29 protein-coding genes are annotated in these 23,508 nt (G+C 54.0%); 26 read left to right on the plus strand and 3 right to left on the minus strand.

All coding sequences use genetic code 11. The annotated features are described in order from the left end of the window. Positions 1-202 precede the first annotated feature (202 nt). The 26 genes from JIN85_RS05925 to JIN85_RS06050 all read left to right on the plus strand — a co-directional run bounded on the left by JIN85_RS05925 (position 203) and on the right by JIN85_RS06050 (position 21,346). Positions 203-679 carry a macro domain-containing protein gene (locus JIN85_RS05925; protein WP_200268614.1) on the plus strand — a complete coding sequence of 159 codons (477 nt, stop codon included), beginning with the start codon at positions 203-205 and terminating at the stop codon, positions 677-679. Next, the gene (locus tag JIN85_RS05930; protein ID WP_200268616.1) at positions 676-993 is read left to right on the plus strand and encodes a hypothetical protein; all 318 of its coding nucleotides are present in this window, start codon (positions 676-678) and stop codon (positions 991-993) included. Before JIN85_RS05925 ends, JIN85_RS05930 begins: the two co-directional genes overlap by 4 nt. 58 nt (positions 994-1,051) lie before the next feature. Further along, positions 1,052-1,480, plus strand: a complete 429-nt coding sequence (locus tag JIN85_RS05935; protein ID WP_200268618.1) for a hypothetical protein — start codon at positions 1,052-1,054, stop codon at positions 1,478-1,480. Positions 1,481-2,191: 711 nt separating this feature from the next. Then, the gene (locus JIN85_RS05940; RefSeq protein ID WP_200268620.1) at positions 2,192-2,665 is read left to right on the plus strand and encodes a hypothetical protein; all 474 of its coding nucleotides are present in this window, start codon (positions 2,192-2,194) and stop codon (positions 2,663-2,665) included. Positions 2,666-3,061: 396 nt separating this feature from the next. Next, a complete protein-coding gene (locus tag JIN85_RS05945; RefSeq protein ID WP_200268622.1) occupies positions 3,062-3,544 on the plus strand; it encodes a S1 family peptidase in 483 nt (160 codons plus the stop codon). Between the two features lie 151 nt (positions 3,545-3,695). Beyond that, complete coding sequence (locus JIN85_RS05950) at positions 3,696-4,034, plus strand: ribonuclease E inhibitor RraB (protein ID WP_200268624.1); 339 nt, start codon at positions 3,696-3,698, stop codon at positions 4,032-4,034. A 133-nt stretch (positions 4,035-4,167) separates the two neighbouring features. Further along, positions 4,168-4,563 carry a hypothetical protein gene (locus JIN85_RS05955; protein ID WP_200268626.1) on the plus strand — a complete coding sequence of 132 codons (396 nt, stop codon included), beginning with the start codon at positions 4,168-4,170 and terminating at the stop codon, positions 4,561-4,563. A gap of 131 nt (positions 4,564-4,694) precedes the next feature. Next, positions 4,695-4,994: a hypothetical protein gene (locus JIN85_RS05960; protein WP_200268628.1), complete on the plus strand. Its 300-nt coding sequence runs from the start codon at positions 4,695-4,697 to the stop codon at positions 4,992-4,994. A gap of 105 nt (positions 4,995-5,099) precedes the next feature. Further along, a complete protein-coding gene (locus tag JIN85_RS05965) occupies positions 5,100-5,768 on the plus strand; it encodes a hypothetical protein (RefSeq protein WP_200268630.1) in 669 nt (222 codons plus the stop codon). Positions 5,769-6,194: 426 nt separating this feature from the next. Beyond that, positions 6,195-6,542, plus strand: a complete 348-nt coding sequence (locus tag JIN85_RS05970; RefSeq protein ID WP_200268632.1) for a hypothetical protein — start codon at positions 6,195-6,197, stop codon at positions 6,540-6,542. Positions 6,543-6,620: 78 nt separating this feature from the next. Further along, on the plus strand, positions 6,621-7,085 hold the full coding sequence (locus JIN85_RS22110; protein ID WP_200268634.1) for a GNAT family N-acetyltransferase: 465 nt from the start codon (positions 6,621-6,623) through the stop codon (positions 7,083-7,085). A 136-nt stretch (positions 7,086-7,221) separates the two neighbouring features. After that, on the plus strand, positions 7,222-7,761 hold the full coding sequence (locus tag JIN85_RS05980; protein WP_200268636.1) for a GNAT family N-acetyltransferase: 540 nt from the start codon (positions 7,222-7,224) through the stop codon (positions 7,759-7,761). A 102-nt stretch (positions 7,762-7,863) separates the two neighbouring features. Beyond that, a complete protein-coding gene (locus JIN85_RS05985; protein ID WP_200268638.1) occupies positions 7,864-8,190 on the plus strand; it encodes a hypothetical protein in 327 nt (108 codons plus the stop codon). Between the two features lie 54 nt (positions 8,191-8,244). Continuing rightward, a complete protein-coding gene (locus JIN85_RS05990) occupies positions 8,245-8,706 on the plus strand; it encodes a hypothetical protein (protein ID WP_200268640.1) in 462 nt (153 codons plus the stop codon). A gap of 169 nt (positions 8,707-8,875) precedes the next feature. After that, positions 8,876-9,259 (plus strand): chorismate mutase family protein, encoded by a 384-nt coding sequence (locus JIN85_RS05995; protein ID WP_200268642.1) that lies wholly within the window; start codon positions 8,876-8,878, stop codon positions 9,257-9,259. Positions 9,260-9,482: 223 nt separating this feature from the next. Beyond that, positions 9,483-9,959 carry a hypothetical protein gene (locus tag JIN85_RS06000; protein WP_200268644.1) on the plus strand — a complete coding sequence of 159 codons (477 nt, stop codon included), beginning with the start codon at positions 9,483-9,485 and terminating at the stop codon, positions 9,957-9,959. 51 nt (positions 9,960-10,010) lie between these two features. Then, positions 10,011-10,409: a hypothetical protein gene (locus JIN85_RS06005; protein ID WP_200268646.1), complete on the plus strand. Its 399-nt coding sequence runs from the start codon at positions 10,011-10,013 to the stop codon at positions 10,407-10,409. Between the two features lie 172 nt (positions 10,410-10,581). Beyond that, positions 10,582-11,007 carry an SRPBCC domain-containing protein gene (locus tag JIN85_RS06010; protein ID WP_200268648.1) on the plus strand — a complete coding sequence of 142 codons (426 nt, stop codon included), beginning with the start codon at positions 10,582-10,584 and terminating at the stop codon, positions 11,005-11,007. Positions 11,008-11,253: 246 nt separating this feature from the next. After that, positions 11,254-11,742, plus strand: a complete 489-nt coding sequence (locus tag JIN85_RS06015) for a hypothetical protein (protein ID WP_200268650.1) — start codon at positions 11,254-11,256, stop codon at positions 11,740-11,742. Positions 11,743-12,067: 325 nt separating this feature from the next. Continuing rightward, entirely contained in the window at positions 12,068-13,060 is a 993-nt protein-coding gene (locus tag JIN85_RS06020; RefSeq protein WP_200268652.1) for an AAA family ATPase, read from the plus strand. Between the two features lie 4 nt (positions 13,061-13,064). Next, entirely contained in the window at positions 13,065-13,931 is an 867-nt protein-coding gene (locus JIN85_RS06025) for a DUF58 domain-containing protein (protein WP_200268654.1), read from the plus strand. Positions 13,932-13,935: 4 nt separating this feature from the next. After that, complete coding sequence (locus JIN85_RS06030; RefSeq protein ID WP_200268656.1) at positions 13,936-14,748, plus strand: hypothetical protein; 813 nt, start codon at positions 13,936-13,938, stop codon at positions 14,746-14,748. Between the two features lie 17 nt (positions 14,749-14,765). After that, the gene (locus JIN85_RS06035; protein WP_200268658.1) at positions 14,766-15,680 is read left to right on the plus strand and encodes a vWA domain-containing protein; all 915 of its coding nucleotides are present in this window, start codon (positions 14,766-14,768) and stop codon (positions 15,678-15,680) included. Continuing rightward, complete coding sequence (locus tag JIN85_RS06040; protein ID WP_200268660.1) at positions 15,674-16,690, plus strand: vWA domain-containing protein; 1,017 nt, start codon at positions 15,674-15,676, stop codon at positions 16,688-16,690. The genes JIN85_RS06035 and JIN85_RS06040 overlap by 7 nt, the downstream gene beginning before the upstream one ends. A gap of 7 nt (positions 16,691-16,697) precedes the next feature. Continuing rightward, entirely contained in the window at positions 16,698-17,402 is a 705-nt protein-coding gene (locus tag JIN85_RS06045; RefSeq protein WP_200268662.1) for a hypothetical protein, read from the plus strand. Between the two features lie 41 nt (positions 17,403-17,443). Beyond that, positions 17,444-21,346, plus strand: a complete 3,903-nt coding sequence (locus JIN85_RS06050; protein ID WP_200268664.1) for a hypothetical protein — start codon at positions 17,444-17,446, stop codon at positions 21,344-21,346. A gap of 21 nt (positions 21,347-21,367) precedes the next feature. On the opposite strand, the gene mog is transcribed toward JIN85_RS06050, so the two are convergent. From mog to JIN85_RS06065, 3 genes are read right to left on the minus strand one after another with little or no spacing between them, the layout of a single operon-like run. Beyond that, positions 21,368-21,841: a molybdopterin adenylyltransferase gene (gene mog, locus JIN85_RS06055; RefSeq protein ID WP_200268666.1), complete on the minus strand. Its 474-nt coding sequence runs from the start codon at positions 21,839-21,841 to the stop codon at positions 21,368-21,370. Beyond that, positions 21,838-22,290, minus strand: coding sequence for a cyclic pyranopterin monophosphate synthase MoaC (gene moaC, locus JIN85_RS06060; protein WP_200268668.1), 453 nt, complete (start codon positions 22,288-22,290; stop codon positions 21,838-21,840). Before moaC ends, mog begins: the two co-directional genes overlap by 4 nt. Positions 22,291-22,306: 16 nt before the next feature. Then, a complete protein-coding gene (locus JIN85_RS06065; protein WP_200268670.1) occupies positions 22,307-23,488 on the minus strand; it encodes a molybdopterin molybdotransferase MoeA in 1,182 nt (393 codons plus the stop codon). Positions 23,489-23,508 lie beyond the last annotated feature (20 nt).

The raw sequence follows: 23,508 nt of genomic DNA on the forward strand, positions 1-23,508 counted from the left end.
GAACATCAAGCGCCGAACAAGCCGCAGCACCCAACCACCTGACCCGCTCCGAGTCGGATTTTTCCCGTGATTAGAACCCTCAACCCACAGTCAACCCACAGTCAACCCACAGTCAACCCACAGTCAACCCACAGTCAACCCACAGTCAACTCGCAGCTGCCGTCAGGCGGATGGTGTGCTCTGACGTTAGCCGAAGAAAATTGTGCGCGACATCACCTACACAACAGGCGACGCGACCGCCCCAGTACGAGACGGTCACAAGATCATTGCCCACATCTGCAACGACATCGGCGGTTGGGGCAAGGGCTTCGTAGTCGCAATCTCCCGGAGGTGGCCGGAACCAGAATCTGACTATCGGCAGTGGTATGCGGAGCGCGACCAAAACGATTTCGGATTGGGTGCAGTTCGGGTCGTTGCCGTAGCAGGCGATCTCGCAGTCGCGAACATGATTGGGCAGCGGGACATCAGGAGGCGTAGCGGGACTCCTCCGATTCGTTATGATGCCGTTCGGAGCTGTATGGGCGCGCTGAGGGAGTCCGCCCTATCACTGGCGGCGACCATCCACATGCCGCGTATCGGTTGCGGACTTGCGGGCGGTGATTGGTCCGAGATTGAGCCGATTATTCATGATGAACTTTCCATGCACGACATTCCGGTCACCGTTTACGATTTTCCATGATTCACGAGGGACAGATTTGGGAGGCTACCACCGAGGTGGACGTGATCGCCATGACGCAGTGGCGAGCGCCGTTCACTGGCGGCCACTTCCGTAAGCTCCCTGCTGGTGAGCAGTTTCGAGTCTCGGTCAAGCCCCCCGCTGGCGCTACGGCGGCATGCTGTGATCCGCTGAACTACAAGGGGCTCCACAAATACTTCGTTCCGCGCAAAGATCGCTGGCAGATCCACATCTATTCCGGGTATTACCTCACGATCAATTTCGACGAGATCGAATCCAAGTGCCGACTCGTCACCCAAGAAATAACCAACGGCTAACAAGATGTCATAGGTAACGGGCACTCGCCCGTGCTTGGACATTGAACGTTCGATAAAAATGAAACCAAGAATCATCGCCATCCTTCTGATTATCGCCCCAATGTTCGTTTGCGCGGAGGACGCAGATCAGATCAATCGCATCAAGTGGGAAGAGAGCAAAGATCACCCAACTACATGGCATGGGAAGATTGGTGATGATTGGGTTGTTTCAGCGTCGAGTCGCAACAAGGATGGTATTAGCGAGATCCAAATGATTACCCTACCCGGGATAAAGAGTAGGATTACAGTCTTCACAGACAGGAACAAAGAGACAAAGAAGTTCAATCACTCGGTTAGCATTCCAAAGGATTTTCCGTATCAGGTGAAGATTGAGCCTCGAAAGAAGAATGGAGGAATTGCGATTACAGTTACTCTCAATAACAACTCGTCTTGGATCATTTTTACCGACCCCGAGCTCAATCTGATAGGACTTAACCACTTTCCTTAACGATGCCACTTACCAAATGAAGAAGATCGAACAAGCAGCGCCACGTAACCGCTAGGAGCCGTTTCGTTGAGATGATATTTCCCTTACCTGCAACCCCAAGCCCGTGAATGACACGCGCGCACGCTCCTGGCGGCACGTGCGCTCTACGTTCGACATAAGATTCATGCAGGCCACTCAGCACATTAGCCGACGGCAGCTCGCTGAGATTGTGGAGGCCATCTTTGGACAAGGTGAGCTTGGAAGTTCTGGAAAAAATGAGTCCAACCAGCCGCTACTGGACAACGTCGCTAACGCGCCGTCTCTGATCTCTAACCCTCGCCCATAAAATGATTTCCGAAATACATTCCGCCAAGCAAAGCAGCCGATTGCCATCGGTCTATCGTTATGGAATGCTGGTCATGTGTATCGCACTCTTAGGAAAATGGTTGCTATGGTTCCACGGGCTCCCTGCCGGCTACCCCCATGAGAAGTTCGGGCTCGGTGTTGTAGCGATCATGCTCATGCTTAATCACTTGGCCTTTCAGTTCTCACTTCGGGGACCTATCGCGAAAATTGCACAAGGAGTCGCGATCTGCTCGATGCTCTTCTCCTTATTCTACATCTCCTACTCGGGTGTTCGCCTCTAACCTTAAAGACCAAGAAAACGGCGAATAGATGCCGCAGGCGACAAGCCCTCGCGCATGCCTGGACATTGAACGTTAGCTCAATAATATGAAAACACACATTACAATAATCGTCTCATTTATGCTCATTAGCTTAGCGACCTTATTCGGTGCACCTCCTGAGTCAGAGGTTCAGAACGAGAAACCAACTTACGAACAGCTAGCTGAGGATTTTTACACGCATGTCTCGTCTCCCGGAGCATTGACTCTTTCAATCAATGATCAAGTGACATTGGATGAGGCTATCAGGAAGCTTAAGATCAGCGAAAAGCGAATTTCGCACCTTGCTAAAGAGTTCCAGAAGCTCCCTTTGCCATCTGATGCGGCGAGAAAAGCTGTCAATAAGATGATGGAGGAGAAGGAAGCAAAATCTCAAAAGGAGATTGGGGAGAGGTTTACTCAGCATCTCCAACAAATGCCGGAGGGACTGCGGAATATCTGGACTCCCCAGCTACGTGAGTTCTACAAGAACCTAGACAAAAACAAAGGCGTGTTTGACAAATATTTTGGATCACCAGAATAACAAAATAAGAGCTAACAAGGCAGAGCACACCAATCCACTACCCGTTCAGAGTCGAATTTTTCAGATGATTCCAACCCTTAATCCCGAAGTTGTAGCGCCCCCGACAGTGAATGGGTGTCTTATGACGTTCGCTAGAAAATAATGTCAACTAACGAGTCATTCAATCGTCGCAAATTTCTGCGAGGCTTCGGCCTTGTATCTGGTGGCACTGTCGGCGGTTTTTTATTGGGGCGGCTACCTCACGGTTCCTTTAATCGGAGGGAGAAGCTTGATGGCTCTGAGATTTTCAAGCGTTGCGTCGATTCCGTCGTTATCATCCACGTCCATTCCACCAACTCTTTTGGGGCAGGCTTTTGCCTGGATCGGATACCGTTTGCGGGAAAGGACACCAGTTTTTTGGCAACCGCCGACCATGTCACCGGTAGGCAGAATCTTGCCAGCTACCGTCTCAATACGGAGGCGGTGACGGTAACTTCCCATACCGCAAAAACCGCTCCTATCGGTGCGGCGTATTCCCGTGACGAGCGAGTAGACATGGCCGCCTTTTCTTGCGACCTCGATCTCAAGCCATTGCCCATCGCTAGTGAGCCACCGGCGATCGGCGAAAACATCTTCACATTGGGGCATCCACTGGGCGATGAGTTCACGCTCAGTTCAGGCATCGTTAGTGGATATCGTTACGACGACAGCCCACTCATGCAGATCACCGCACCAATTTCTCCGGGTTCAAGCGGTGGCCCGGTTCTGAACCAATGGGGCGAACTTGTTGGCTTGGTTTCAAGCTACAAGCCGGGTGCTCAAAACCTGAATCTTGTTGTTCCACTTTCAGAGCTTCTAGCCCTCAGGTCGCGCATCCATGGCCTTGCAAGGACCGTATGAATATAAACCGTGCTAGCCAAGTGCCTTCTCCTCAAGCACCCAACCAGAATATCCTCAGCTTACAAGATGTGACAGGCAACGGCGATCAGCTCGATAGCCGACTTTGTTGCTTCCATCCCGCCGCGGATTGCCTTATACATTCGCTATCATAATGACTTATCCCGACGATGAGAACGGAGATGTGTTTCGGCGAATGGAGGCACACGGATTCGACTTCAGTAAAGAACACGTCGTCAATTTTCATGCGGTGATCGCAACCGAGGAAGAGGCGGACAAGGTCGCTAGGATGTTTTTGGCGGATCACAAAGCAGGCCAGAAGCTTGAGAATATTGAGACAAAGCCTCACGAGATTGGAGGGATGTGTTTGGACCTTGCAAAAAAGATGATTGTCACCTATGAATCAGTGGCCGGATTCGAGGCCCTCCTGGCTGAGCGTGTTTCGCAGTTCGAGGGTTACCTTGATGGCTGGGGCGTAATGCAACAAGACTAAGCGAACAAGCCGCAGCGCGACAACCGCCTGTCCCGCTCCGAGTCCAATTTTCATCGTGACTACAACCTTCAATCCACAGTCGGCACGCAGCCGCCGTCAGGCGGTGTGTGCTTTGACGTTCGCTTGATATCAAATGTTTCGTCGATCAACCACATGGCTCGTGACAGCAATGGCCCTTCTGCTGGCCATGTCAGCCTTTGGCTACTACCGCATGGTGATTTGGCCGCGAGAGAACTTCCGACAAGTCTGTGAAAATCCTGATTCTACGGAGGATGAGCTTCGGGAGGCGATCCACCAGCTGATTGCCTGGAACCCAAATCACGAGGGCTTCATCCTCCTTAATAGTGTCGGCGATGACTCCTCAATCCCACTATTAATCCGTAACATTCGGCGTGTCCCGGAAGCGGATGTTACGGCAGGTAAGGTCGAGTGCACCTGGGGCCACTGTCGCAAGGCATTGGTCGCGCTGACTGGCGAGGACTTCGGATACGACGCTGAAAAGTGGCAAGCCTGGTACGAAAATCGTTAGAGAGAATAAGCTCGGCTACCAAACCCCGTTCCAATTCGAGGCGAATATTCGCTGTCTTAACTAAACCAAAAACGGTTCAAAAATCCGTTGCATCACAGGGCTTTAAATTCGGTGAGAAAATTCCTCCTCAAATGAATCGTGTAATATTGTCACTCTATTTCCTCTGTATTCTGGCTTTTACGTTTAGCCTGTATGAGAATTCAATCTGCCGTGACGACCTTAATCGCGACTATGGTCGTATACAGGAGAGATTAAGCGCAGCCAAACGGGCAAATCAATCGATGGATGACATTGGATATATGGAGCGCCAGTTCGTGTCGATTGATCAACAGTTGGACACAGCCAATCGCGGCAGAGCTTGGAACACGGTGGGAATCGCCATCATTGGTTTAGGAATGGCGTTTGCTAAAAGATCTAATATGGGGAAGTAGATAACAGAACAAGCGTGTGTGGCAACGGCGGACAAGCTCGGTAGTTCGCTTCGCTCTGGATGCTCAACACCGCCTTGCCACCACTCTAACGTTCATCCAATGAATATGCATTCTCTCATCATTGTCCTGCTTACAGTATTCTCCATTGTCGCGAGAGCCGATGATGATCTTCGATCCGGAGCTCCGAAAGACTGTTATCTTTATTCGTGGGGCAAGGGGCCGAATTGGACGGCAAAAGTTTCTACCGAGTTTCGACTGTCCCTGCTGAATCGTCAGATGCCACATGTTGACGATCAGTTTTCCAAGCCGACAGAGAAGGCACTCACATGGATCGACCGACAGAAAGAGCCGACTGTCACGACCATTGCCACCGTCGAAGGCCGTAAGGTCATTCAAGTTGTGTATACCGAAGAGGGAAGTTTTGGGAAAATCATCGGGACTATTCTTCTCGCTATCGAGACCGCTCATGATTCGGAGTGGTTTTCTCCTTTCTTTGGAGCTCAGCCTGAGCTTTATCGCGGGCAGTTCGTGAGTGGCAAAGATGTGGCCTTTGGCTATGTGGCAACGTTGGAGTGGTCTGGCACTGGAGCCATGCGGTCACACTACTTATTTGACCTCCGGAAACAGTATCCCGAGATCGTCGCAACCATTAGTGCGGGACGGGTAACACAGATTGAGTTTAAGACTGAGGCAGAGTATAACGAAGCTTTGAAGATTTTTGACCGAGAGGCAGATCTGCTTTCAGGCGTCATTCCCAGCCAGAAGATGCAATGACCTGCGACCGCGAGCAACCAAAGGCGAACCAGGCGCGGCTGAACAACCGCTGGGGCTGCTCTGTCGACCATGGTCTCCGATGTAGATGAAGATGACCTCCATTGCTATGGATCGGAACAGCGCGCGGCTTCAATGGCGGCTATTGCTAGCGTCCTCGGTATTGATGCGGACCAATCGACGGAGACTGCGCTGAACTATGATTCATCCGGTGACGTTGACATCCTTGTTTCGGATGCATGGAGCATCACAGCTCAGGTCACGTGGTCATCGTCAAAGCATGGCATCCTTGAGTCTTGTCATTGTGGGCTATTTTGTTTTGTTACTAGTCGACCCGTGCGATGGCTCTTGCGGATTAACCCGTGCCCACCGTCGAAGCCTCGCCCAAGGTCAGGCGTAGGAGGACTCGACATTGGACTGAAATATCAGATGCTGAAACGAGATAAGATTACCGAACTTCTAGGCACAGCCGCCACGATTGTAGCGCTCGGTTGCATTGTGTTCCTCGCAAGCGCCATAGGAGCTAGAGGCCTTTCTGAGATTTACAATGGCACGGACTCATTTGGATCTATGACCATGTTTGCGATTACTGCGTTTCGATGGACTCCTTTTCTATTCGGCGGGCTATTGCTGTCGTTCATCTGGATCCATGTCCGGCACGGTGAATGTCGCTGGGCATCTTGGTGCGCTTTGATCGTCGCGGGACTTACTACTGGCTTGGTTCTCTACGGAATGGTTTTGCCGTTTGCATCCACCACATTCAGAATGGGCAACTGAAATGGAATTTGCCCAACAAGCCGTGGTAGGCAACCGCGACAACGCTGCTAGTTCGCTGCGCTCTGACGTTAGGCCACTATGACCGCACCTCTCACAGACGACCTGCCAACCCCACCAGAAACTTTGTCTTTGGGCGAGGTCACGCTGCGGCTTGCCCGGGTTGTGTCCGGCGAGCCATCTCGCGGGTTCGTTCCCTATTTCCATTTCCGCATAATTGCCGCCGACGGATCAGATGTCGGACACATCAATTTTCGTGTCGGAGATACGGAGCACGTTCGGGTTTGTGCCGGTCACGTCGGGTTTGAGATTGCCGAGAGCTTTCGAGGTCATGGCTACGCATTACAGGCATGTCGAGCTATTGCGCCTTTTGTTCGCTCGGTTTGCGAGGCCGTCACAATTACCTGCGACCCCGATAATCTTGCGTCCAGGCGCACAATCGAGCGTTTGGACGCTCAGTTTGTTGATGAGGTTGCAGTGCCCGCCCACGACCCGCATTATCAGCGAGGGTCGCGCACCAAGAGACGTTACAGGTGGACACCATGACGTGGCCTAACCATGCGCTGCAGCCAACAGCCGACAAGCTCTGCATTTTACATTGATGGATAACTTGAACACAACATTGCGAGTCAAGCTCATCGCCCGGTGTCGCTGAGTTTGGGTCGTTCGCGAGAAATATACAATGCATAGGGTAAGGAAGGCCGAAACTGGTGATGGCAAGCGCATCGCCGAGATTCAGGTAGGAGGTTGGCAAAGTGCTTATCGGGGAATCATCCCGGATGACTACCTGAATGCCCTGAATCCTGAAAAACGAGTCACGTTCTGGTCTCAGCAGGCCGATAACGAATCCAGTGATCTGTTCGTCACTATCCTGGGGGCAACCGTCACTGGTTTTTGCCACTTGATTCCCTCGAGAGATGATGACGGGACCGGTGTGGCTGAGATCGCTGCGATATACGTTGATCCATGCGCGTGGCGTCAGGGATGTGGTAGGCAACTCTGCGAGGCTGCCTTCGAAGCAGCTCGTAGGCGCGGTGCTTCGTCGGTAACGCTCTGGGTGCTTGAGGCGAATTTGTTAGGACGGAGCTTTTATGAGGCCATCGGTTTTCGGACTGATGGATCGACTAAATCGGAGGAGAGGCCGGGATTCTTGCTTGAAGAAGTGCGCTACCGAATCGACCCAAGCAAACGCGAACAGGATGTTACAGGTGACGGGCATTAAACGTCCGCCAGAAAGATGGAGCCGTTCAGTGTAAGTTTCAGTTTCACTGATCACAACCGTTATCGAGCGGCACCACAGGCATTCGGGCGGATCAAGCACTGCATGGATTTTCAAGCATGGCCGGAGAATGAGGATGAGTGGCGAGGCTACTTTGATCTGCGCGCGTTGGATCATTTTTGGTGGCCGACCGCATCTGAACTTGAGGATTGGAAGAGACTTTATTTCGCCGCCCCCGTGGACAAACGCCAAACGCCCCCCCGGTTGCAACATCCCTGGGATTTCATGTCGATGCCCGACGCTTTCAAGAATGGCGATGATGTGCTTGTTAACTTTGAAGAAAACGGAGAGCGAGGCGGGAGGTCGACCTTCGACCCACACGGTGATCCCTACAGCGACTGGGTGCATGCTTGCGATCATCGAAGCCTTTGACATGGAGATCACCGAAGTGAATGAGTAGGGCGAACAAGGCAGTTAACAAAAACAATGAAGACATTCCTCCTCGCATGGATCGCGGCTGCTTCAGTCGCGAGTGCCGCAATCATCGCCGACGGAAGAGGATTTTTTCCAGTGATGGTGCAGGTCGTTGACCCCAATTCTGGCACTCCCATCAAAGGCGCAAAGGTGCGACTAGAGGACGCGGGAACCTACAGAGAATTTGAGCTCGATCCGAAGCGCCAGACCAAGCTGCTGCCGGATTCCCTTGGTAAGCCTGTCGATACCAACGCTGAGGGAGTGGCAGTCGTCTTTTACTTCGGTGGGTTCTCCAGCTCCACAGTTGACGGGAAGTCGATTTATTCGAGAACCTTAGCTGGGACGATTGTCGTCGAGCTGGATGGCAAGGAGATCTACCGTTCGACGCTGAAGGATTGGGCGGAGAAAAAGAGGTTTAGGGCGGATTCAAGCTCAGTGCCGTGGATCGTCGTCTCGCCAACCAACGCGCAATAATTCAAGTCCAACAAAGTCGAGGTGCCAAACCGGCGATCAGCCCGATAATTGACTTTGAAGCTTCCCTCCCGCCGCAGATGGCCTCATATGTTCAGCTAAATACATGACACCACATCAACGCTCATTGATTCAAGAGGTCCTAGGGTCTGACCAAGCAACATTCAGAATCTTGGATCAAGACAAGGCGAGATTCGCCGACTGGGAATACACGGATTGGGAAAAGGATCGAGCGCGAGACGAAGCCGATTGGACGGAAACCAGGAAGCGTTATGAGCAATTGAAGGACGAAGCTCTCCAAATCATATCGGACGAACTCGGTCCTTGTGCAGCAAATAAGGATGGCTGGGATGAAGCCACCCCATGCTGGGCGTCAGGGGGACTCTTTGCCTTGTGGAAGGTCCAAGAGAGATTTGTCTCTGTATTTCTGAGCTGGGATAATCCTGAAGATCCGTCGTTTTTGATCGTGGCGTGTGCAAGTCAGGATCAGTTCGCATTAGGTCCGGCTTCCGCCGATCCATGGGAGACCGCGTGGATGGAATTCGGTGAATGGTAATTCTGCGGCCGAACACGCCGTGACAGGCAACCCTACGGGCTGGACTGCTCCAATTCGACCGCATTTGAACTTGAGGATTGGAAGAGACTTTATTTCGACGAGCCGTGAGAACGAAAAACCTAAGAAGAACAAGTTGAGCCACCGAACCAGCGAAAATGTCCTTCTTTGAATTCCTGCTTCCTTTCCGCCGGTCCCATACTCTAAATCTTTCGCTACAAAAACCATGAAAACACTAATCACATTCATGACATCAGTACTGATGGCATTGCCATCTTTTGGTTCCACATCAGACGGCATGCAGGAGTTTCTACGAGTGCTGGCATTTAATGCTGACGGCGGCCATGTAGTGGACCATCAGGGGGAGTTGCATTTCCCACCCACCCTGGCAAAACAACCCGATAAATTTGAAGGAAAGGTAGAGGTTGCCACTATCAACACGGAATGGGATCCAAGTATGTGGGAGAAATTCTCGGCCTCACGGGGATTTGCCTATGCTACCCCTCCGACCCTGATCGATGACGTGCCCCTCACCGCTAAGCTCTTTGCCACCGAACCGAAAAAGCTTTGCCGGACCCTTGATCTCCCCCGGCTGGGTCGATTGGACTTGGTCGCAGAGGTGAAGCCTGGGCAAGAGGGTAAGACCATGGTGACGATCACTGTAGTCCAGCGCACACAATTTTTCGTCGCCTCCATAAAATAAAGCCGCGGCATGACAACCGTCTAACCAGCTCCGTGTTGAACTTTCAAATGCATGAAGATTTTCGCTCTAGCATGGTTGGCCGTGACATCCATTCCTGGCTTCACACAGCAAGATGATTCAATATTGAAGTCTGAATCTCCCGATCATGCCTTTTTCACGGCCACTTGGCGCATTCCTGAATCAGACTATATTTGGCAACCGGATCTTGATGATTTCAGTTTGGTCGTCTTCCCATGGGTTGGTAAAAATGAATTAGGAGATTTAGACTTCTCACACGATTTCACTGGAAGGCTCCCCTCCCAGCTTCAATGGAGCACGGACTCTAAATCTATTGTTGTTACGACTATCAGTTCTGGAGGTCATTCTCCCTGGCACTACAAGACCTATGTTTTCAGCGTGGCAGACAAAAGGCTTGTTGATGCAGATGATCTTATCGGCTTAGTCGTATGATCTGATTTTTGTATCGCCGCTCCCCATACGGCCGTTTTCCAAATTGCAAATGAAGATTTTGAACATCCCGTTAGTCGCACAGTTGATTTATCATCACTCTTCAAAACCAACTGACACCGCGAACATACGCATTCAGCCAGCCGTCTACTGACACTATTTGATTGGCAGAAACATGTCCATATTTGAACATCACATTGAGGTTCCAGTCACTCCTGCGGAAGTATTCGGAGCATTTGAAGATTCGGAAAAGTATGCGACCTGGTGGGGACCGGATGGGTTCAGCAATACATTTGAAATCTTCGAATTTCGCACTGGCGGTAAATGGAAATACATCATGCACGGACCAGACGGTAGGGATTACCCGAATGAGTCGGAGTTTGTTGAGATCATTCCCGATGCACGGGTCCATATCCGCCATACATCTTTACCCCGATACGATCTGAAGATTTCACTCGATCGCACCGAGTGCGGAACTCTTGTGTCTTGGCATGCGGTCTTTGAGAACGAGACCTTCGCCGAAAAGATGAGGGATTTTCTGGAAGGTGCGAATGAACAAAACCTACGTCGGCTAGCTGGGGTCGTGACACCTTCGATCTAAGGCCAAAGAAGTAGGTAGGAAATGGCAACTGGCTGCACAGGTTCCATCTCCTGCGCTTTGACGTTCGAACAAAACGAATCCGATGCTCGCATCCCCAAGTAAACTGACGGATCTTGGCTCGAAGCAACTATCGCGACCCGGCTTGATGTCATACTCATCTATAACCAAGTTATGAAAGCCCTTACAGCCAACAGGTGAGTCAAGCTTTCGCCCGCACTTGAAAATCAATCGTTCTGCAAGTAATTCATGAAACGCAACGGGCTTCACAACACACTCATTATTGCGGGTTCTGCCGTGTTTGGTGGTGTAATTCTTTGGCAGGTCTGGGTCGGACATCCCATCCAAGTATTAGTCATTTCCTGTGCGATCTATGCTGGATTTTTGGTTCTGACTTATCTAATCGCACTAGTATTAGTTCCACGTTCCATTCGCACGGCTCCGCAAATGCCATACGAATTCAGATCTCTGGCACTTGGGAAAATAACTTCCGAAATTGCGACTCTTTTGTTGAGCGCGACATCAGTTGAGGAGCGTTCTTCAGGAGGAATCACGCATTACTTATATCGGTTGACTCAGGAAATGCCCAACGGTTTGTGGATTTGCGAAATTGAAACTGCACAAGATTCGATCATTGCTCTGAAAAGGAAATTCGAGTCCGGTGCTAGCCAGTTATTCGACACCGGGAATCAAGTTGGCGAGGGGATATTCATTTATGATCAGATCATAGGCGGTTAATTCCTACTTTCTGCTTCCCTCTAGCGGCACGGCTCGAAACACCGCAGGCATTTCCTAAATTTCCTCCCGATATCATTGGGGAAAGACCGCAAGAAGCGGTCCGACTGATCATCTCTAAGGAAAAACCCAAAAACCTAGGAGCGCATCAGTCGGACCACCTTTGTCTTGCGACAGGGAGCAATACGTTGGGGGTTTTCTCGCTCGATCACTTTTTTTATTAAATTTTTCATTCGCAGGTTTTTTCCGGTCTTTGAGCAACATTGTCCGGATTTTTACAGACAAAATCGTCTGCAGCGCACATTTACTCATTGGTCAATCAACCATCATGATTACTGCGAATATCCCCTTCCCCGATGTCAGCCGATACGTTCAGGAAATCCGAAGCCGCGTCGGCCAGATCGTCGTGGGTCAGGATGTTGTCGTGGAGCGGATGCTGATCGCGCTGCTGACCAGCGGGCACTTGCTGTTGGAAGGCATGCCTGGCCTCGCGAAAACCCTGTTGGTCAACACTTTGGCGCAAGCCATGCACCTTCAGTTCCGGCGGATTCAGTTTACCATCGATCTTCTGCCTTCCGATATTCTCGGTTCGGAAATCCTGGATGAACGCACCGGCAATTTCCGCACCCATCGTGGCCCTGCCTTTACCAACCTTTTGCTGGCGGACGAAATCAACCGCGCAGCCCCGAAAGTTCAGGGCGCCTTGTTGGAAGCGATGCAGGAGCGGAAAGTGACGATCGGTAGCGAGTCGCATGCCCTACCAACACCTTTCCTGGTGATCGCGACCCAGAACCCGATCGAACAAAGCGGAACATTCGAGCTGCCGGAAGCCCAGCTCGACCGATTCATGCTCTGCCATCGGCTCGGCTACCCGACCGCCAGCGAGGAGGAAGAAATTCTCCGCCGCAACCTCAAGCTCGGCGTGAAACGGGAAGGTTCCGGTGCCGTGGCCCGATCTGAGTTCGACATGATCGAAAAGAAAGCGATCGGCACCGAAGCGGATCTCATCGCGGCAATGGAAGCTGCCAACGAAATCCACGTGAGTGATGTTTTCCTGAAACATGTCGTCGACATCATCGAACGGACCCGCCACCACCGTGAGCTTGAAGTTGGCTGCAGCCCGCGTGCTGGCATTTCGCTTCTGAAAGCGTCGCGCGCACGCGCGTTGCTGCAAGGTCGCGACTACGTCATCCCCGAAGATCTTTTCGCCTTGGCCGAGGACGTCATTCTGCACCGCATCCGTCTTACCTACGAGGCACTTGCCGAAGGCCGCACTGGTGCAGCAGTGTTGCAGGACATTTTGGAAGAATCGATCTCCTGACCCGATGGATGCCCGGCTTGAAAACGCGGATCCATTGGATAGCCGCCAATTTCTACTGGCGGTCAAACGTCTGGCGGACAGCCTTAGCTACGGAACAGATCGTAGTCCGTTCCTTGGGCAAGGTTTGGAGTATGTGCAATCCCGTCGCTACGAAGCGGGCGATCCCGTGAAATCGATTGATTGGCGCGTCACAGCACGCACCGGGAAGACGCATGTGAAGCAATTCGAAACTCCCAAACAAATGCCGGTTTGGCTGGTGATCGACACTTCCGCATCGATGGCACTTTCGACTCACCCGCCCGGGAAATACGGACTGGCCGTGCAGGTTGCCGGCGGACTTGCGCTTGCTTGTCTGGATCGCGTCAGCCCGGTCGGTGTGCTCGGCGCAGGAGGTAGAGATCTGATTGTTCAGCCCAGCCTCTCGCGCGATGTGCTGTTGCAGTGGCTGCATCAACTTCGGAATTATCATTTTGATGAACCGACGACTCTCGGGAAGCGCTTGGTTTCGCTGGAGCCTTCGCTCGGTCAACGCTCCCTGGTGATCGTGCTCAGTGACTTTCATGATCCGGATGCCATGCCAGCGCTAAAATTGATCAATTCCCGGCACGACTGCATCTGCCTGGCATTTCGTGACCCTGCCGAAGATCAGCTAACTGGCGCAGGATTCTTCCGCGCGCGTGAAGTCGAGTCCGGTCGAGAATTTCTAACTCACGGCCGCAGTCTGCTTTCCACCAGTGATCGCCTGGTCGAATCTTTCAAAAAGGCTTCGATCGATCATTTCCTCATTGAGCTTGGCACACCGTTCCTTGCCTCCTTCCGTCATTTTCTCCGTTCCCGGGGCGGCCTTGTCCGCCGCAATTCAGCCTCCTGACCGCATGCGATTCCTTTGTCTTTTTCTCGCACTCATCGCCACTGTGTCTGCGGCGGTGCCATCCCAACGGATCGGCCAACCACTGACGCTGCAGGATATTTACATTCCTGGAGGTGAGGCGAAACCGGCACCGCGTCGCGATCGCGAACCGCCATTGGTGGTTCGCCTGCTGGAATTGAAACCCGCCAAAGATGGATTCCGCTACGATTTCGAAATTCAGGGCCTTGAGGCAGGCACCTACAACTTGGCCGATTTCCTGGTACCGGTAAATTCAGCAGAACCACCGACATTTCCAGAAATTCCACTGGAGATCACCAGCCAACTTCCTCCCGGCATCGAACTTCCCAAGGTCAAACCTAGTGAGCAAATGCCGACACTCGGTGGCTACCGGACGACCATGATCACGCTTTGCTGCGTCTGGTTCATCGGGTTGATCGCCATCATTCTCTGGAAGAAGAAAAAGCCCGCGGCATCGAACGAATCCGAAGCACCAGCCAGCCTGGCGGATCGTCTCAAGCCATTGCTCGATGCTGCATCCAACGGAAAAATCGACGATGCTGGCCGTGCCAAGTTGGAACGTCTGATCCTTGGTCACTGGCGCGAGCGCTTGCCCGAAATTGCAGATGCCCCGACCTCGGAAGCAATGGTCAAGCTGCGTCAACATCCGGAAGCCTCGCCGTTGATTCTCGCTCTGGAACGCTGGCTGCATGCACGCAACCCGGAAACCTCCGAGGCTGAAATCCAGAAACTACTTGCGCCTTATCAACCCACGGCGGCTGCTGCGGTTGCCGAGCCCAGCGTGAAAACCGAAGCCTGAAATCTGACTCGATCCCTTTGAACTTCGCCCATCCATCATTCCTGGTCCTGCTGGTCATTCCCATCGCACTGGCGATTTACCTGCGCAAGCGCGGTGGAAGGCGCATCCCCCTGCCCTTCGATCATCAGCCCTTGCCCCGCCGTCGGTTGCTAGGCTTTTGCCTGCGCTGTGCAGACCTGCTGCCGATTCTCCTGCTCGTCGTCGGCATTTGCATCATCGCAGGTCCGCGCCGCTACGAGCAACCGCGCGATGAACGGGAAATGACAAACATCCAGTTCTGTCTGGATGTTTCGGGATCGATGATGGCCAATTACGGCTCAGCCACGCGTTATGACGCGGCGATGGATTCGGTCAATCAGTTCATATCCTATCGTAAGGGTGATGCGTTTGGCCTGACGATTTTCGGCAGCGCGGTTCTCAACTGGATTCCGCTTACCTCGGATGTCTCGGCATTCAAATGTGCGCCTCCATTTTTGCGGCCGGAGAAGCTACCGCCCTGGTTCGGCGGAACGATGATCGGCATGGCGCTGAAATCGGCGGAAAAAGTTCTGATTTCCCGGGAAAAAGGAGACCGGATGATTGTCCTGATCACCGACGGAGCGAGCTTTGACCTGAGCAATGGCCAGGACGTGGCGATCGCCGAAAGCCTGAAAGCCAATGACATCTCGGTCTACGTCATCCATATCGCCGAAGGGTCACCATCAGACGAAGTTGCGGTCATCGCGAACATCACCGGCGGTGAGGTTTTCGGTGCCAACGATCCCAAGGCACTCGGCGCGGTTTTTGCCAAGATCGATGAAATGAACAAGGCACCGCTCAAGCGCGTGAAACCGGATCCTGTCGATTATTACCAACCCTTCTCGCTCGCCGGTCTTTCGATTGGCGCGCTTTATCTGCTCACCCTTTTCGGCTTGCGCCACACGCCATGGTAAAACTTCCCATTCTGCTCGCGCTGGCGGCACTGATCCTGGCGACTGGCGCCGAGTGGTTGCACACGGGGCGCATCCGCCGGGTGGGTCCGCTGGCATTCGGCCCCGGAAAAAAGCCGGGACTGCCGGGAAAACTCGCACCGTTTTTGCGAGTCGCCGCCTTGACCGCAATGGTTTGGGGATTGGCCATGTTGCTGGTGCTGCCACCTGTTGCCCATCGTGGTGTGCCCAAGGAAATCGATCCGGCGCATCGCGAACACCTGCTGATCCTGCTCGATGTTTCTCCCAGCATGCGCATTCAGGATTCCGGAAAATCCGGCAAGGAAAGCCGGACGCATCGCGCGCGCGAAGTGATGGATTCAGTCTTTGCACGCATCGCCAGCGATCGTCTTTTTACCACGGTGATCGCAGTTTATAACGGAGCAAAGCCGGTTGTTGAACAAACTCGGGACATGGAGGTTTTACATAACTTGATGAACGATCTCCCGATGCACTACGCGTTCCCATCCGGACAGACCAAGCTATTGGACGGACTGGAGGAAGCGGCGCGCATCGCCAAACCGTGGCCACGGGGTTCTACGACATTGATGGTGGTGAGCGATGGCGACAGCGTGCCTCCCACCGGCATGCCAACCATGCCGCCATCCATCCGTGGAGTGCTCGTCATTGGCGTCGGCGATCCCGGGACGGGAACTTTCATCAACGGTCACAATTCGCGTCAGGACAGCTCCACCCTGCGCCAGATCGCGACACGGATCGGCGGGGTTTACCACGATGCCAATTTGAAATTTGTGCCGACCGATACGCTCAGCAAGTTGGGTTCACTGGCAAGCGATGACTCGAACCGTCCCGCATCATATAGAGAACTGGCGATCACCGCCACAGTCCTCGGAACCTTGGTACTTTCACTGCTGCCCATTTTGCTTCACTTTGCCGGTTCCGCCTGGAATCCAGGGCCGAAAACTCGCGACTTCCATTTTCCTGCTGCATCCCGTAATTTCATGACTGACTGAAACGCTTATGAAAATCCTATTCCTTACCCTCTGGTGCCTTGTCCCGCTGGGACTCGTCGCATTCCACTACGGCCCGGGTCAAACCGGTGTCGCACTTGATCAAACCGCCACTCACCTCGCGGACGCACAACGTTATGCCAATGAGGCCGCTTGGCCTGCTGCGGTTGACGCCTACGAACTCTCGCTCGCCTCGCTGCCGAAAGAACGCGTGGCCGAGTCACGTGAAATCCGGCTCGAACTGGCGAAAGCCAAGATGCAATCCTCCGGCCTGCCTGAAGCACGGACCGAACTTGAGGCTCTGTCGAACGAATTGGAAGCCGATCCCAAGGCCGATCCAAAAGTTCGCGACGGCACCATGGCCGCGCTGGCGTCTTCACGCTTCTACATGACCTACCTCATGAAACTCGAAGGTCTGCCAGACACGGAGTGGGAGCCGGAAATCGAAGCAGCCCGCCAAGAGCGCAAGCTTCTCGTTGAGCGCGCTCAGGCAGCAGGCGACACCAAAGCCGCTGCCGTTCATGCGGACGATCTGGAATCCGCCATTCGTCTCGAAAGAGCGGACCCGGCTGAGCTTTACGGGCTTCCAATTCCGAAGCCATGCAATTGCAAATCAGGCAAATGCAACAAACCCAGCCCCAAGATGGGCAAGAAAAAGAGCGAAGACTCCCGCGGAGCCAGCGCCGGACCCCCAATCGATGGCGAAGGTTCCTGAGTTCTTCGCATTGATCTGATTCAAGCATTTTCCCCTATCCCATGAACTATCGCATTCCTGCCGCTTCGTTGCTCCTCTGCGCCAACCTGGCAAACGCCCAAACTACCCCACAAGCGACCACACGGATGAGAGTGGTCGCCGCCGTCGGGCAGATCGCGGGTGCCGCTGGCCAGCCAGCCGAAGCCTCCGTAGAGCAAGCACAAGCGGCAGGAGCAGCCTCCCAGGAAGCGCCGATTGATTTCGAGAAACTCCGGACCCTGCTGAACCAAAGTCGCGGGCAAAAAAAGGTGACGCCGGAGCAGCAGAAAATGGGGATTTTGAGTCAGATGCAAATCGACCGCAGCCCTTCGGGAATTCTCGCGGCGAAGATGTTGGAAGCCCGGTTACCGGAAGACTCACAAGCCACCCCAAATCCTGCCCCCCCTGCGGTTCCAGAAGCTCCAGTAAACCCGGCCGCGCCTGAGAATCCAGCAGCACCGGAAAATCAATCGACGGCAGACAACGCCACTTCCGATAACCCGGCAACAACCAGTCCTGCGAATCCTGCACCTGCACCTGCGTCTGCGGACCAGAATCAGGAAATGGAGGAATTCAGCAAGAAGGTCGAAGTTTTCCGTCGCGACATCATTTTGAGTCGTTGGGATCAAGTGGCGGCTTTCATGGCGGAGTTGCCGGAATCCCTACAGCCTCAGGTTTATCAGTTGGTGGTTGCCAAAACTGCAGCTCCCACGCCTGTCAATCCGCCGCCTGAGATCGCTGCACAAGGTGCCAAACCTTATGCGGATCCATCATTTTTGCCACCTCTCGATTGGTTGGGCCTCGCTTCCGCTTCGCCGAAGCCACCGGAACCGGACACCCTCAAGATTCTTTCAAGTCTGCTGCCGGCCGATCCCAAACCGACGAAGGAATTTTTCAGCAAGCTCGACGCCGGCATCCGCCACTTCGGGGGAAAATCGCAGGACGATCGTTCCAGAGCCGCGCTGGTGTTGATCGAATCCGGCCTGGTCCAAGAAGCGACCGCATTTTTACCGGATTTAGCCGAGGCGCGCAAAAGCTCCGACTACAAAGCGCTAAACCTGATTGCCCGGCATCGCGCGACCCTTGCGCAAACCGATCCCAAGGCAGCGGGAAAAGACGCGCTGCCACTGGCTTGGGAAATTTCAACTTCCTTCCTGACCGATTCCAAAGCCCCTGCCGACGCCCGCTCCGAAGCCTTGTTCCGAGCGCTCTCACTGATCCCTGAACTCGACGATAGCAGAGGCCAGCAATGGCTTGAGAAAACTTTTGCGAATCCAAAGGCAGAGGGCCTCGAATTGTTAGGAACTCTCGGCACCCTGACTTCGCTGAGTCGGGAAAACCCGGACGCATCGGTTCGGCTGGAGCAACTCCGCACGCAACATGCCGCCGTGAAATCGCTCCTTTCCACCAAGAGCGCGGACCCGGAGAAATGGGCGGAAATTCTCACGCTCTTCGCCCGGCAATGGCGATATGAAGCCGAAGTCACCCGGGTCAAAGATCAGAACGATTCACGCCGCCGAATCCCCCAGTATGACCCGTTCGGGAATGTTTTCTACACCCAGCAACAAGCGGTTTATAACGGCCAGGGCACTCGCCCGATCGCGACTGGCGACATGATCGATTGCCAGCCGGATGCCGCATGGTTGTCCCATGTGGAAGCAACCACCCGCAATGAGTGCCTCGCGGATGAAGCCAGATTGTTCCTGAAAGTGAAGGAGGAGGAAGCCGCGTTGCCGTTGATCCGTCAAATCGCCGCAAACAACCAAGAAGAAGGAATTTCTCTCGTTCGCGAATTGATTTCCGTTTGGTCGGACAATCACAACCCGAACAAGGAGCAGTCTTATCGCCAGCAATACATGTATTACTATGGCTATAATAGTCAGGCTGGCGCCATCCCCCTCACCCGGTCGCAGCAGGAGCGGAATCTGGTTGCGCTTGCGAGCTTGGTGAAAGGCATCCGCGCCTTGAACCTCGGCGAATCTTTCCACGAAGAGCTGACAGATGCCTTCATCAATTGCCACAGCCAGGCGGAAGTCTGGCGGGTGGAATCCATCGAAACGGTTTTCGGCTCAACCGATGTATTGGACTCCACGACCTTGGCGGCACTTGTCAGTCGCATGCGGGTGAATTTGGCCGGGCTGTGGCCAAATCCAAAAGTGCAGCAGGCTTACAAAACCAACCGCAAGGACAAGGAACTGCAGGAACAGGTTCTCAATGGCTACGCTGCAGCAGCCAGTGTGCTGCAAAATGCGATCGCAAAGAAACCGGCCGATCTTTGGAAGCTGAATTACCAGCTCGCCGCGCTCAAATTCGAAGAGAGCAACTATGCCAGCACCCTCGCTCGGGATAATTCACACAGTGCGGTAAAGCGTGCCGCACTGGATGCGATTGCGAAAGCAGCCGCGGATTATGTCGCAACTCTTCCATTGGCGGATGAAAGCAAAGAAACCAACGAGGTTTTCGAAACCTGGATCTACGCCGCATTGGGTTCGCCGATTCTTGAAGCGCTGAAAAACGATCAAATGCCATCGCTGGACGAGTTCCCGAAAATCAAGGCGATGATCGACAAAATCCCCGGCGAAGCCAAGGAGCGGCATCTGAAGAAACTCGCGACAACCCTCAACACCCGCCTCGCCAATGTCTCTCCCGACCTCAAATTGCGCTACCTCGAATCGGTTTCGCAGATTGTCGGTGATCGCAAGGAAATGTCCGATGCCATGGATGTGCTTGCCTACTACCGGGATCTGGTCACGGAGATCGAATTGAGTGCCAGCATTGATGGTCCGGATCAGATTGATCCAACCACCCCATTTGGTCTGAAAATCAACCTGCGCCACACCAAGGAAATCGAGCGGGAAGCCGGTGGCTTTCAACGCTACCTTCAAAATCAGACGGGGGCTCAGTATGCCTGGAACTACGGTCGCCCCCCGGAAGATTACCGCGACAAGTTCGAAAAAGCGGCACGCGCTGCCCTGGAGGAACATTTCGAAGTGGTGTCGCTCACCTTCCATTCGGAAAAAGTAGAATCCCGCACCGATGCGGAAATTGGATGGCGCCTCACGCCATACGCTTACTTTTTGCTGAAACCGAAAGGCCCTGAAGTCGATCGCATCCCGCCCTTGAAGATCGATCTCGATTTCATGGATACCTCCGGTTACGTCGTGCTGCCAATCACTTCAGCGGAAATTCCCGTCGGCAACGGTGGCAAGGCTCAACCCCGCCCATTCCGCGATGTTCGCATCACCGAGACTTTGGATGAGCGCAGCGAAAAAGAAAACGGCAGCGTGTTCCTGGAAGTCAAAGCGACCGCCCATGGCCTGGTCCCTAGTCTGGAAAACTTGATGCCTACGAAGTTTGATGGATTCGATGTCGTCCGTCTGGGCGATCAAGGCCTCCGGGTTTCGGAACTTGATGCTGACACGGATGACCTGGCTCCGGTATCGGAGCGGGAGTGGCGGGTGGAATTGAAGCCGACTTCCGGGCAAATGCCGGTTGCATTTCATTTCCCAAAACCTGACGTGGAAACGCTGACTGATGGTGGTCTGATCTATCAACGCTACGAGGATGTGGATCTCCTGCCAGTCGCGGCAACGGTGCCGCTTGAAGGAAAAACTCAGCACGTCTCCGCATGGTGGTTTGCCTTGTTGCTGATTCCACTCGGCTGGCTCGGCTGGAAGTTCACCCGACCTAAAGCGCCAGCTCCTGTGTCACGTCTGATTCCCCTGCCAACTCAGTTCACGCCAGTCACGGTCCTCGGGTTCCTGCGGCGCCTGCGCGATGATCCAACGCTGCGCACGGAGCAACGGGCGGAAATCGAGCGCGAAATTGATCTACTGGAAACCCAGTATTTCGGCCGCTCCGCACCTTCTCCTGATGAGAAGAAGCTGGAGGAAATCGCAACCCGCTGGCAGCAGGAAGCGGCTTGAGGTTGAGAAACGCGAATCCGGTTACTCGCCCTGCAGATGGCGCAGGGCCTCCCGGATCGCGGGGATCACCAGCGGCAGGCATTCGCCGATGGCCTTTGGATTGCCGGGCAAATTCACAATGAGCGTTTTGCCCCGCGTTCCAGCGGTCGAGCGGGAAAGAATCGCCGTCGGAACCAGCGGAAAAGTTTGCACCCGCATGATTTCTCCGAAGCCGGGCAATTCACGCTCGAGCACCGCTTTGGTCGCCTCTGGCGTCACATCGCGCGGCGACGGGCCGGTCCCGCCGGTGGTCAGAATCAAATCGCAAGCTTCGACATCGGCGAGCTCGCGCAGCAACGACTCAATCCCCGTCTGCTCATCCGGAATCACATGCCGGACCCATTCCGCCACTTCCACGCCGGAGTCGGCAAAAACCCGCTCAATCTCGGGTCCGCTGAGGTCCTTGTAAACTCCCGCGCTCGCGCGATCGCTCAGGGTAAGACGGGCGACTTTCATTCCTTGATTTTTTCGGTGACGCGGATCGAACCAATGACCATCGCTTTATCGACTGCCTTGCACATGTCGTAAATGGTCAGTGCGGCTACTGAAACGGCGGTGAGCGATTCCATCTCCACTCCGGTTTTGGCGGACGTGATGGAAGTCGCGCGGATGGCGACCCCGCTTTCTTGGATTTCGAAATCGAGATCGATCTGATCCAGCGGCAGCCCGTGGCAAAGCGGTATCAGATCGTCGGTTTTTTTCGCCGCCTGAATTGCCGCGATTCGGGCGACGGTGAGCACGTCACCTTTCGGAATTTTTTGATCCCTGAGCGCCTGGATCGTTTCCGTGGAGCATGCAATGAAGCCTTCAGCTTTGGCGATTCGGCGTTGCACGGGCTTGGCGCTGACATCAACCATGCGCGCGGTGCCATCGGCATCCAGGTGGGAAAATGCGGGAGAGGACATGACTGGGAAAAACTTGTCAGGCGATCCCCGGCAAGTCGAGCAACAGGGTTTGCGCGACGCCATTTGCTGGGTTGTGTTGATTCACCCGCACCAAGGCATTGGTTCCGCTCAGGGAAAAGGTGTCGCCGGAACTCGACCAGTTCTTCGGTGAAACCTGAAGCCGTCCCTCGACGATGGTGACTTCGGCAGGCCAGTAGGTTTCCCGTGGGTCGGGCTTGAGTGCATCAGCGTCCGTCAGTTCGATGTCGACGAAACCCCGATGGCCAGCGCGACCGCAAAATCGCTCTGCGGCGAATTTCACCACCGAGTGGAAGCAAACAAAATGGGAAACCGGATTTCCGGGTAAGATGAAGGCCGCCTGCCGTCCCTTGGTGGCAAAGGTCAGGGGCTTGCCAGGGCGCAGATTGACCCGATCAAAGTGGATGGTGAAACCCAAACGGCGCAGGGTTTCCGCACCGAAGTCGAAATCGCCTGCCCCCGCGCCACCTGAAATCAGCAGCAAGTCGGCGGGTTCCGAAGCGAGTTCGATCATCCGCTCAAGATCGTCACTGCATCGAGTTGTGTGAAATTCCTCGATCCCTAACTGCTGGAAAAGCGCGGCTAGAAGGCTCGAATTGGTATCGCGAATCTGTCCTGCAGCTGGAGTTTCCTGCGGGGCTACGATTTCGTTTCCGGTCGCCAAATGCCGAACGATGGGTTGCCGGATCACCTTGGGAGTTGCCGCACCCACCTGCGCAAGGATCGCGAGCTCGGTAGGTCCAAGGAGCATTCCCGGCGCCAAAAGCTCCTGACCGGGACTGGCTTCACCGCCTTTCCGACGGATGAAATCCTTTTCCGGGAATTCCGTAATTTTCACCATACTATCCACTTTTTCAGCGCATTCCTGCATGATGACCCGATCACCGTTCGCAGGGATCAAGGCTCCGGTGAAAATTCGTGCTGCCTGGCCTTTTTCCAGTGGAAGCTGCGGAACCATTCCTGCCTGAATGACCTCAGAAATCTGGAATTCGCCAGGCGTTTCATCATTTCGAATCACGTAGCCATCCATCATCGACCGATCACCAGCCGGGTAAAAGGCATCGGCTACGATCGGCTCTGCCAGAACTTTTCCCAAGCACGCATCGAGATGGGTTTCGACCGCTTCCAGGGGTTCAATCAAGCGGCTGACCAATGCGCGGGCTTCATCGACTGAAATCATACGCACTCAGTTTCGCGGCT

Source organism: Luteolibacter pohnpeiensis, from assembly GCF_016595435.1.
Classification (GTDB): Bacteria; Verrucomicrobiota; Verrucomicrobiia; order Verrucomicrobiales; family Akkermansiaceae; genus Luteolibacter; species Luteolibacter pohnpeiensis.

Excerpts from the sequence above, each read along its gene's own strand:
- JIN85_RS06045 (WP_200268662.1), top strand. The coding sequence starts at position 16,698 with ATGAAAATCCTATTCCTTACCCTCTGGTGCCTTGTCCCGCTGGGACTC.
- JIN85_RS05970 (WP_200268632.1), top strand. The coding sequence starts at position 6,195 with ATGCTGAAACGAGATAAGATTACCGAACTTCTAGGCACAGCCGCCACG.
- JIN85_RS06000 (WP_200268644.1), top strand. The coding sequence starts at position 9,483 with ATGAAAACACTAATCACATTCATGACATCAGTACTGATGGCATTGCCA.
- JIN85_RS05960 (WP_200268628.1), top strand. The coding sequence starts at position 4,695 with ATGAATCGTGTAATATTGTCACTCTATTTCCTCTGTATTCTGGCTTTT.
- JIN85_RS22110 (WP_200268634.1), top strand. The coding sequence starts at position 6,621 with ATGACCGCACCTCTCACAGACGACCTGCCAACCCCACCAGAAACTTTG.
- mog (WP_200268666.1), bottom strand. The coding sequence starts at position 21,841 with ATGAAAGTCGCCCGTCTTACCCTGAGCGATCGCGCGAGCGCGGGAGTT.
- JIN85_RS06020 (WP_200268652.1), top strand. The coding sequence starts at position 12,068 with ATGATTACTGCGAATATCCCCTTCCCCGATGTCAGCCGATACGTTCAG.
- JIN85_RS06065 (WP_200268670.1), bottom strand. The coding sequence starts at position 23,488 with ATGATTTCAGTCGATGAAGCCCGCGCATTGGTCAGCCGCTTGATTGAA.
- JIN85_RS06025 (WP_200268654.1), top strand. The coding sequence starts at position 13,065 with ATGGATGCCCGGCTTGAAAACGCGGATCCATTGGATAGCCGCCAATTT.
- JIN85_RS05990 (WP_200268640.1), top strand. The coding sequence starts at position 8,245 with ATGAAGACATTCCTCCTCGCATGGATCGCGGCTGCTTCAGTCGCGAGT.
- JIN85_RS05935 (WP_200268618.1), top strand. The coding sequence starts at position 1,052 with ATGAAACCAAGAATCATCGCCATCCTTCTGATTATCGCCCCAATGTTC.
- JIN85_RS05980 (WP_200268636.1), top strand. The coding sequence starts at position 7,222 with ATGCATAGGGTAAGGAAGGCCGAAACTGGTGATGGCAAGCGCATCGCC.
- JIN85_RS05955 (WP_200268626.1), top strand. The coding sequence starts at position 4,168 with ATGTTTCGTCGATCAACCACATGGCTCGTGACAGCAATGGCCCTTCTG.
- JIN85_RS05950 (WP_200268624.1), top strand. The coding sequence starts at position 3,696 with ATGACTTATCCCGACGATGAGAACGGAGATGTGTTTCGGCGAATGGAG.
- JIN85_RS05965 (WP_200268630.1), top strand. The coding sequence starts at position 5,100 with ATGCATTCTCTCATCATTGTCCTGCTTACAGTATTCTCCATTGTCGCG.
- moaC (WP_200268668.1), bottom strand. The coding sequence starts at position 22,290 with ATGTCCTCTCCCGCATTTTCCCACCTGGATGCCGATGGCACCGCGCGC.
- JIN85_RS05940 (WP_200268620.1), top strand. The coding sequence starts at position 2,192 with ATGAAAACACACATTACAATAATCGTCTCATTTATGCTCATTAGCTTA.
- JIN85_RS05930 (WP_200268616.1), top strand. The coding sequence starts at position 676 with ATGATTCACGAGGGACAGATTTGGGAGGCTACCACCGAGGTGGACGTG.
- JIN85_RS06050 (WP_200268664.1), top strand. The coding sequence starts at position 17,444 with ATGAACTATCGCATTCCTGCCGCTTCGTTGCTCCTCTGCGCCAACCTG.
- JIN85_RS06030 (WP_200268656.1), top strand. The coding sequence starts at position 13,936 with ATGCGATTCCTTTGTCTTTTTCTCGCACTCATCGCCACTGTGTCTGCG.
- JIN85_RS05985 (WP_200268638.1), top strand. The coding sequence starts at position 7,864 with ATGGATTTTCAAGCATGGCCGGAGAATGAGGATGAGTGGCGAGGCTAC.
- JIN85_RS06005 (WP_200268646.1), top strand. The coding sequence starts at position 10,011 with ATGAAGATTTTCGCTCTAGCATGGTTGGCCGTGACATCCATTCCTGGC.
- JIN85_RS06040 (WP_200268660.1), top strand. The coding sequence starts at position 15,674 with ATGGTAAAACTTCCCATTCTGCTCGCGCTGGCGGCACTGATCCTGGCG.
- JIN85_RS06015 (WP_200268650.1), top strand. The coding sequence starts at position 11,254 with ATGAAACGCAACGGGCTTCACAACACACTCATTATTGCGGGTTCTGCC.
- JIN85_RS06010 (WP_200268648.1), top strand. The coding sequence starts at position 10,582 with ATGTCCATATTTGAACATCACATTGAGGTTCCAGTCACTCCTGCGGAA.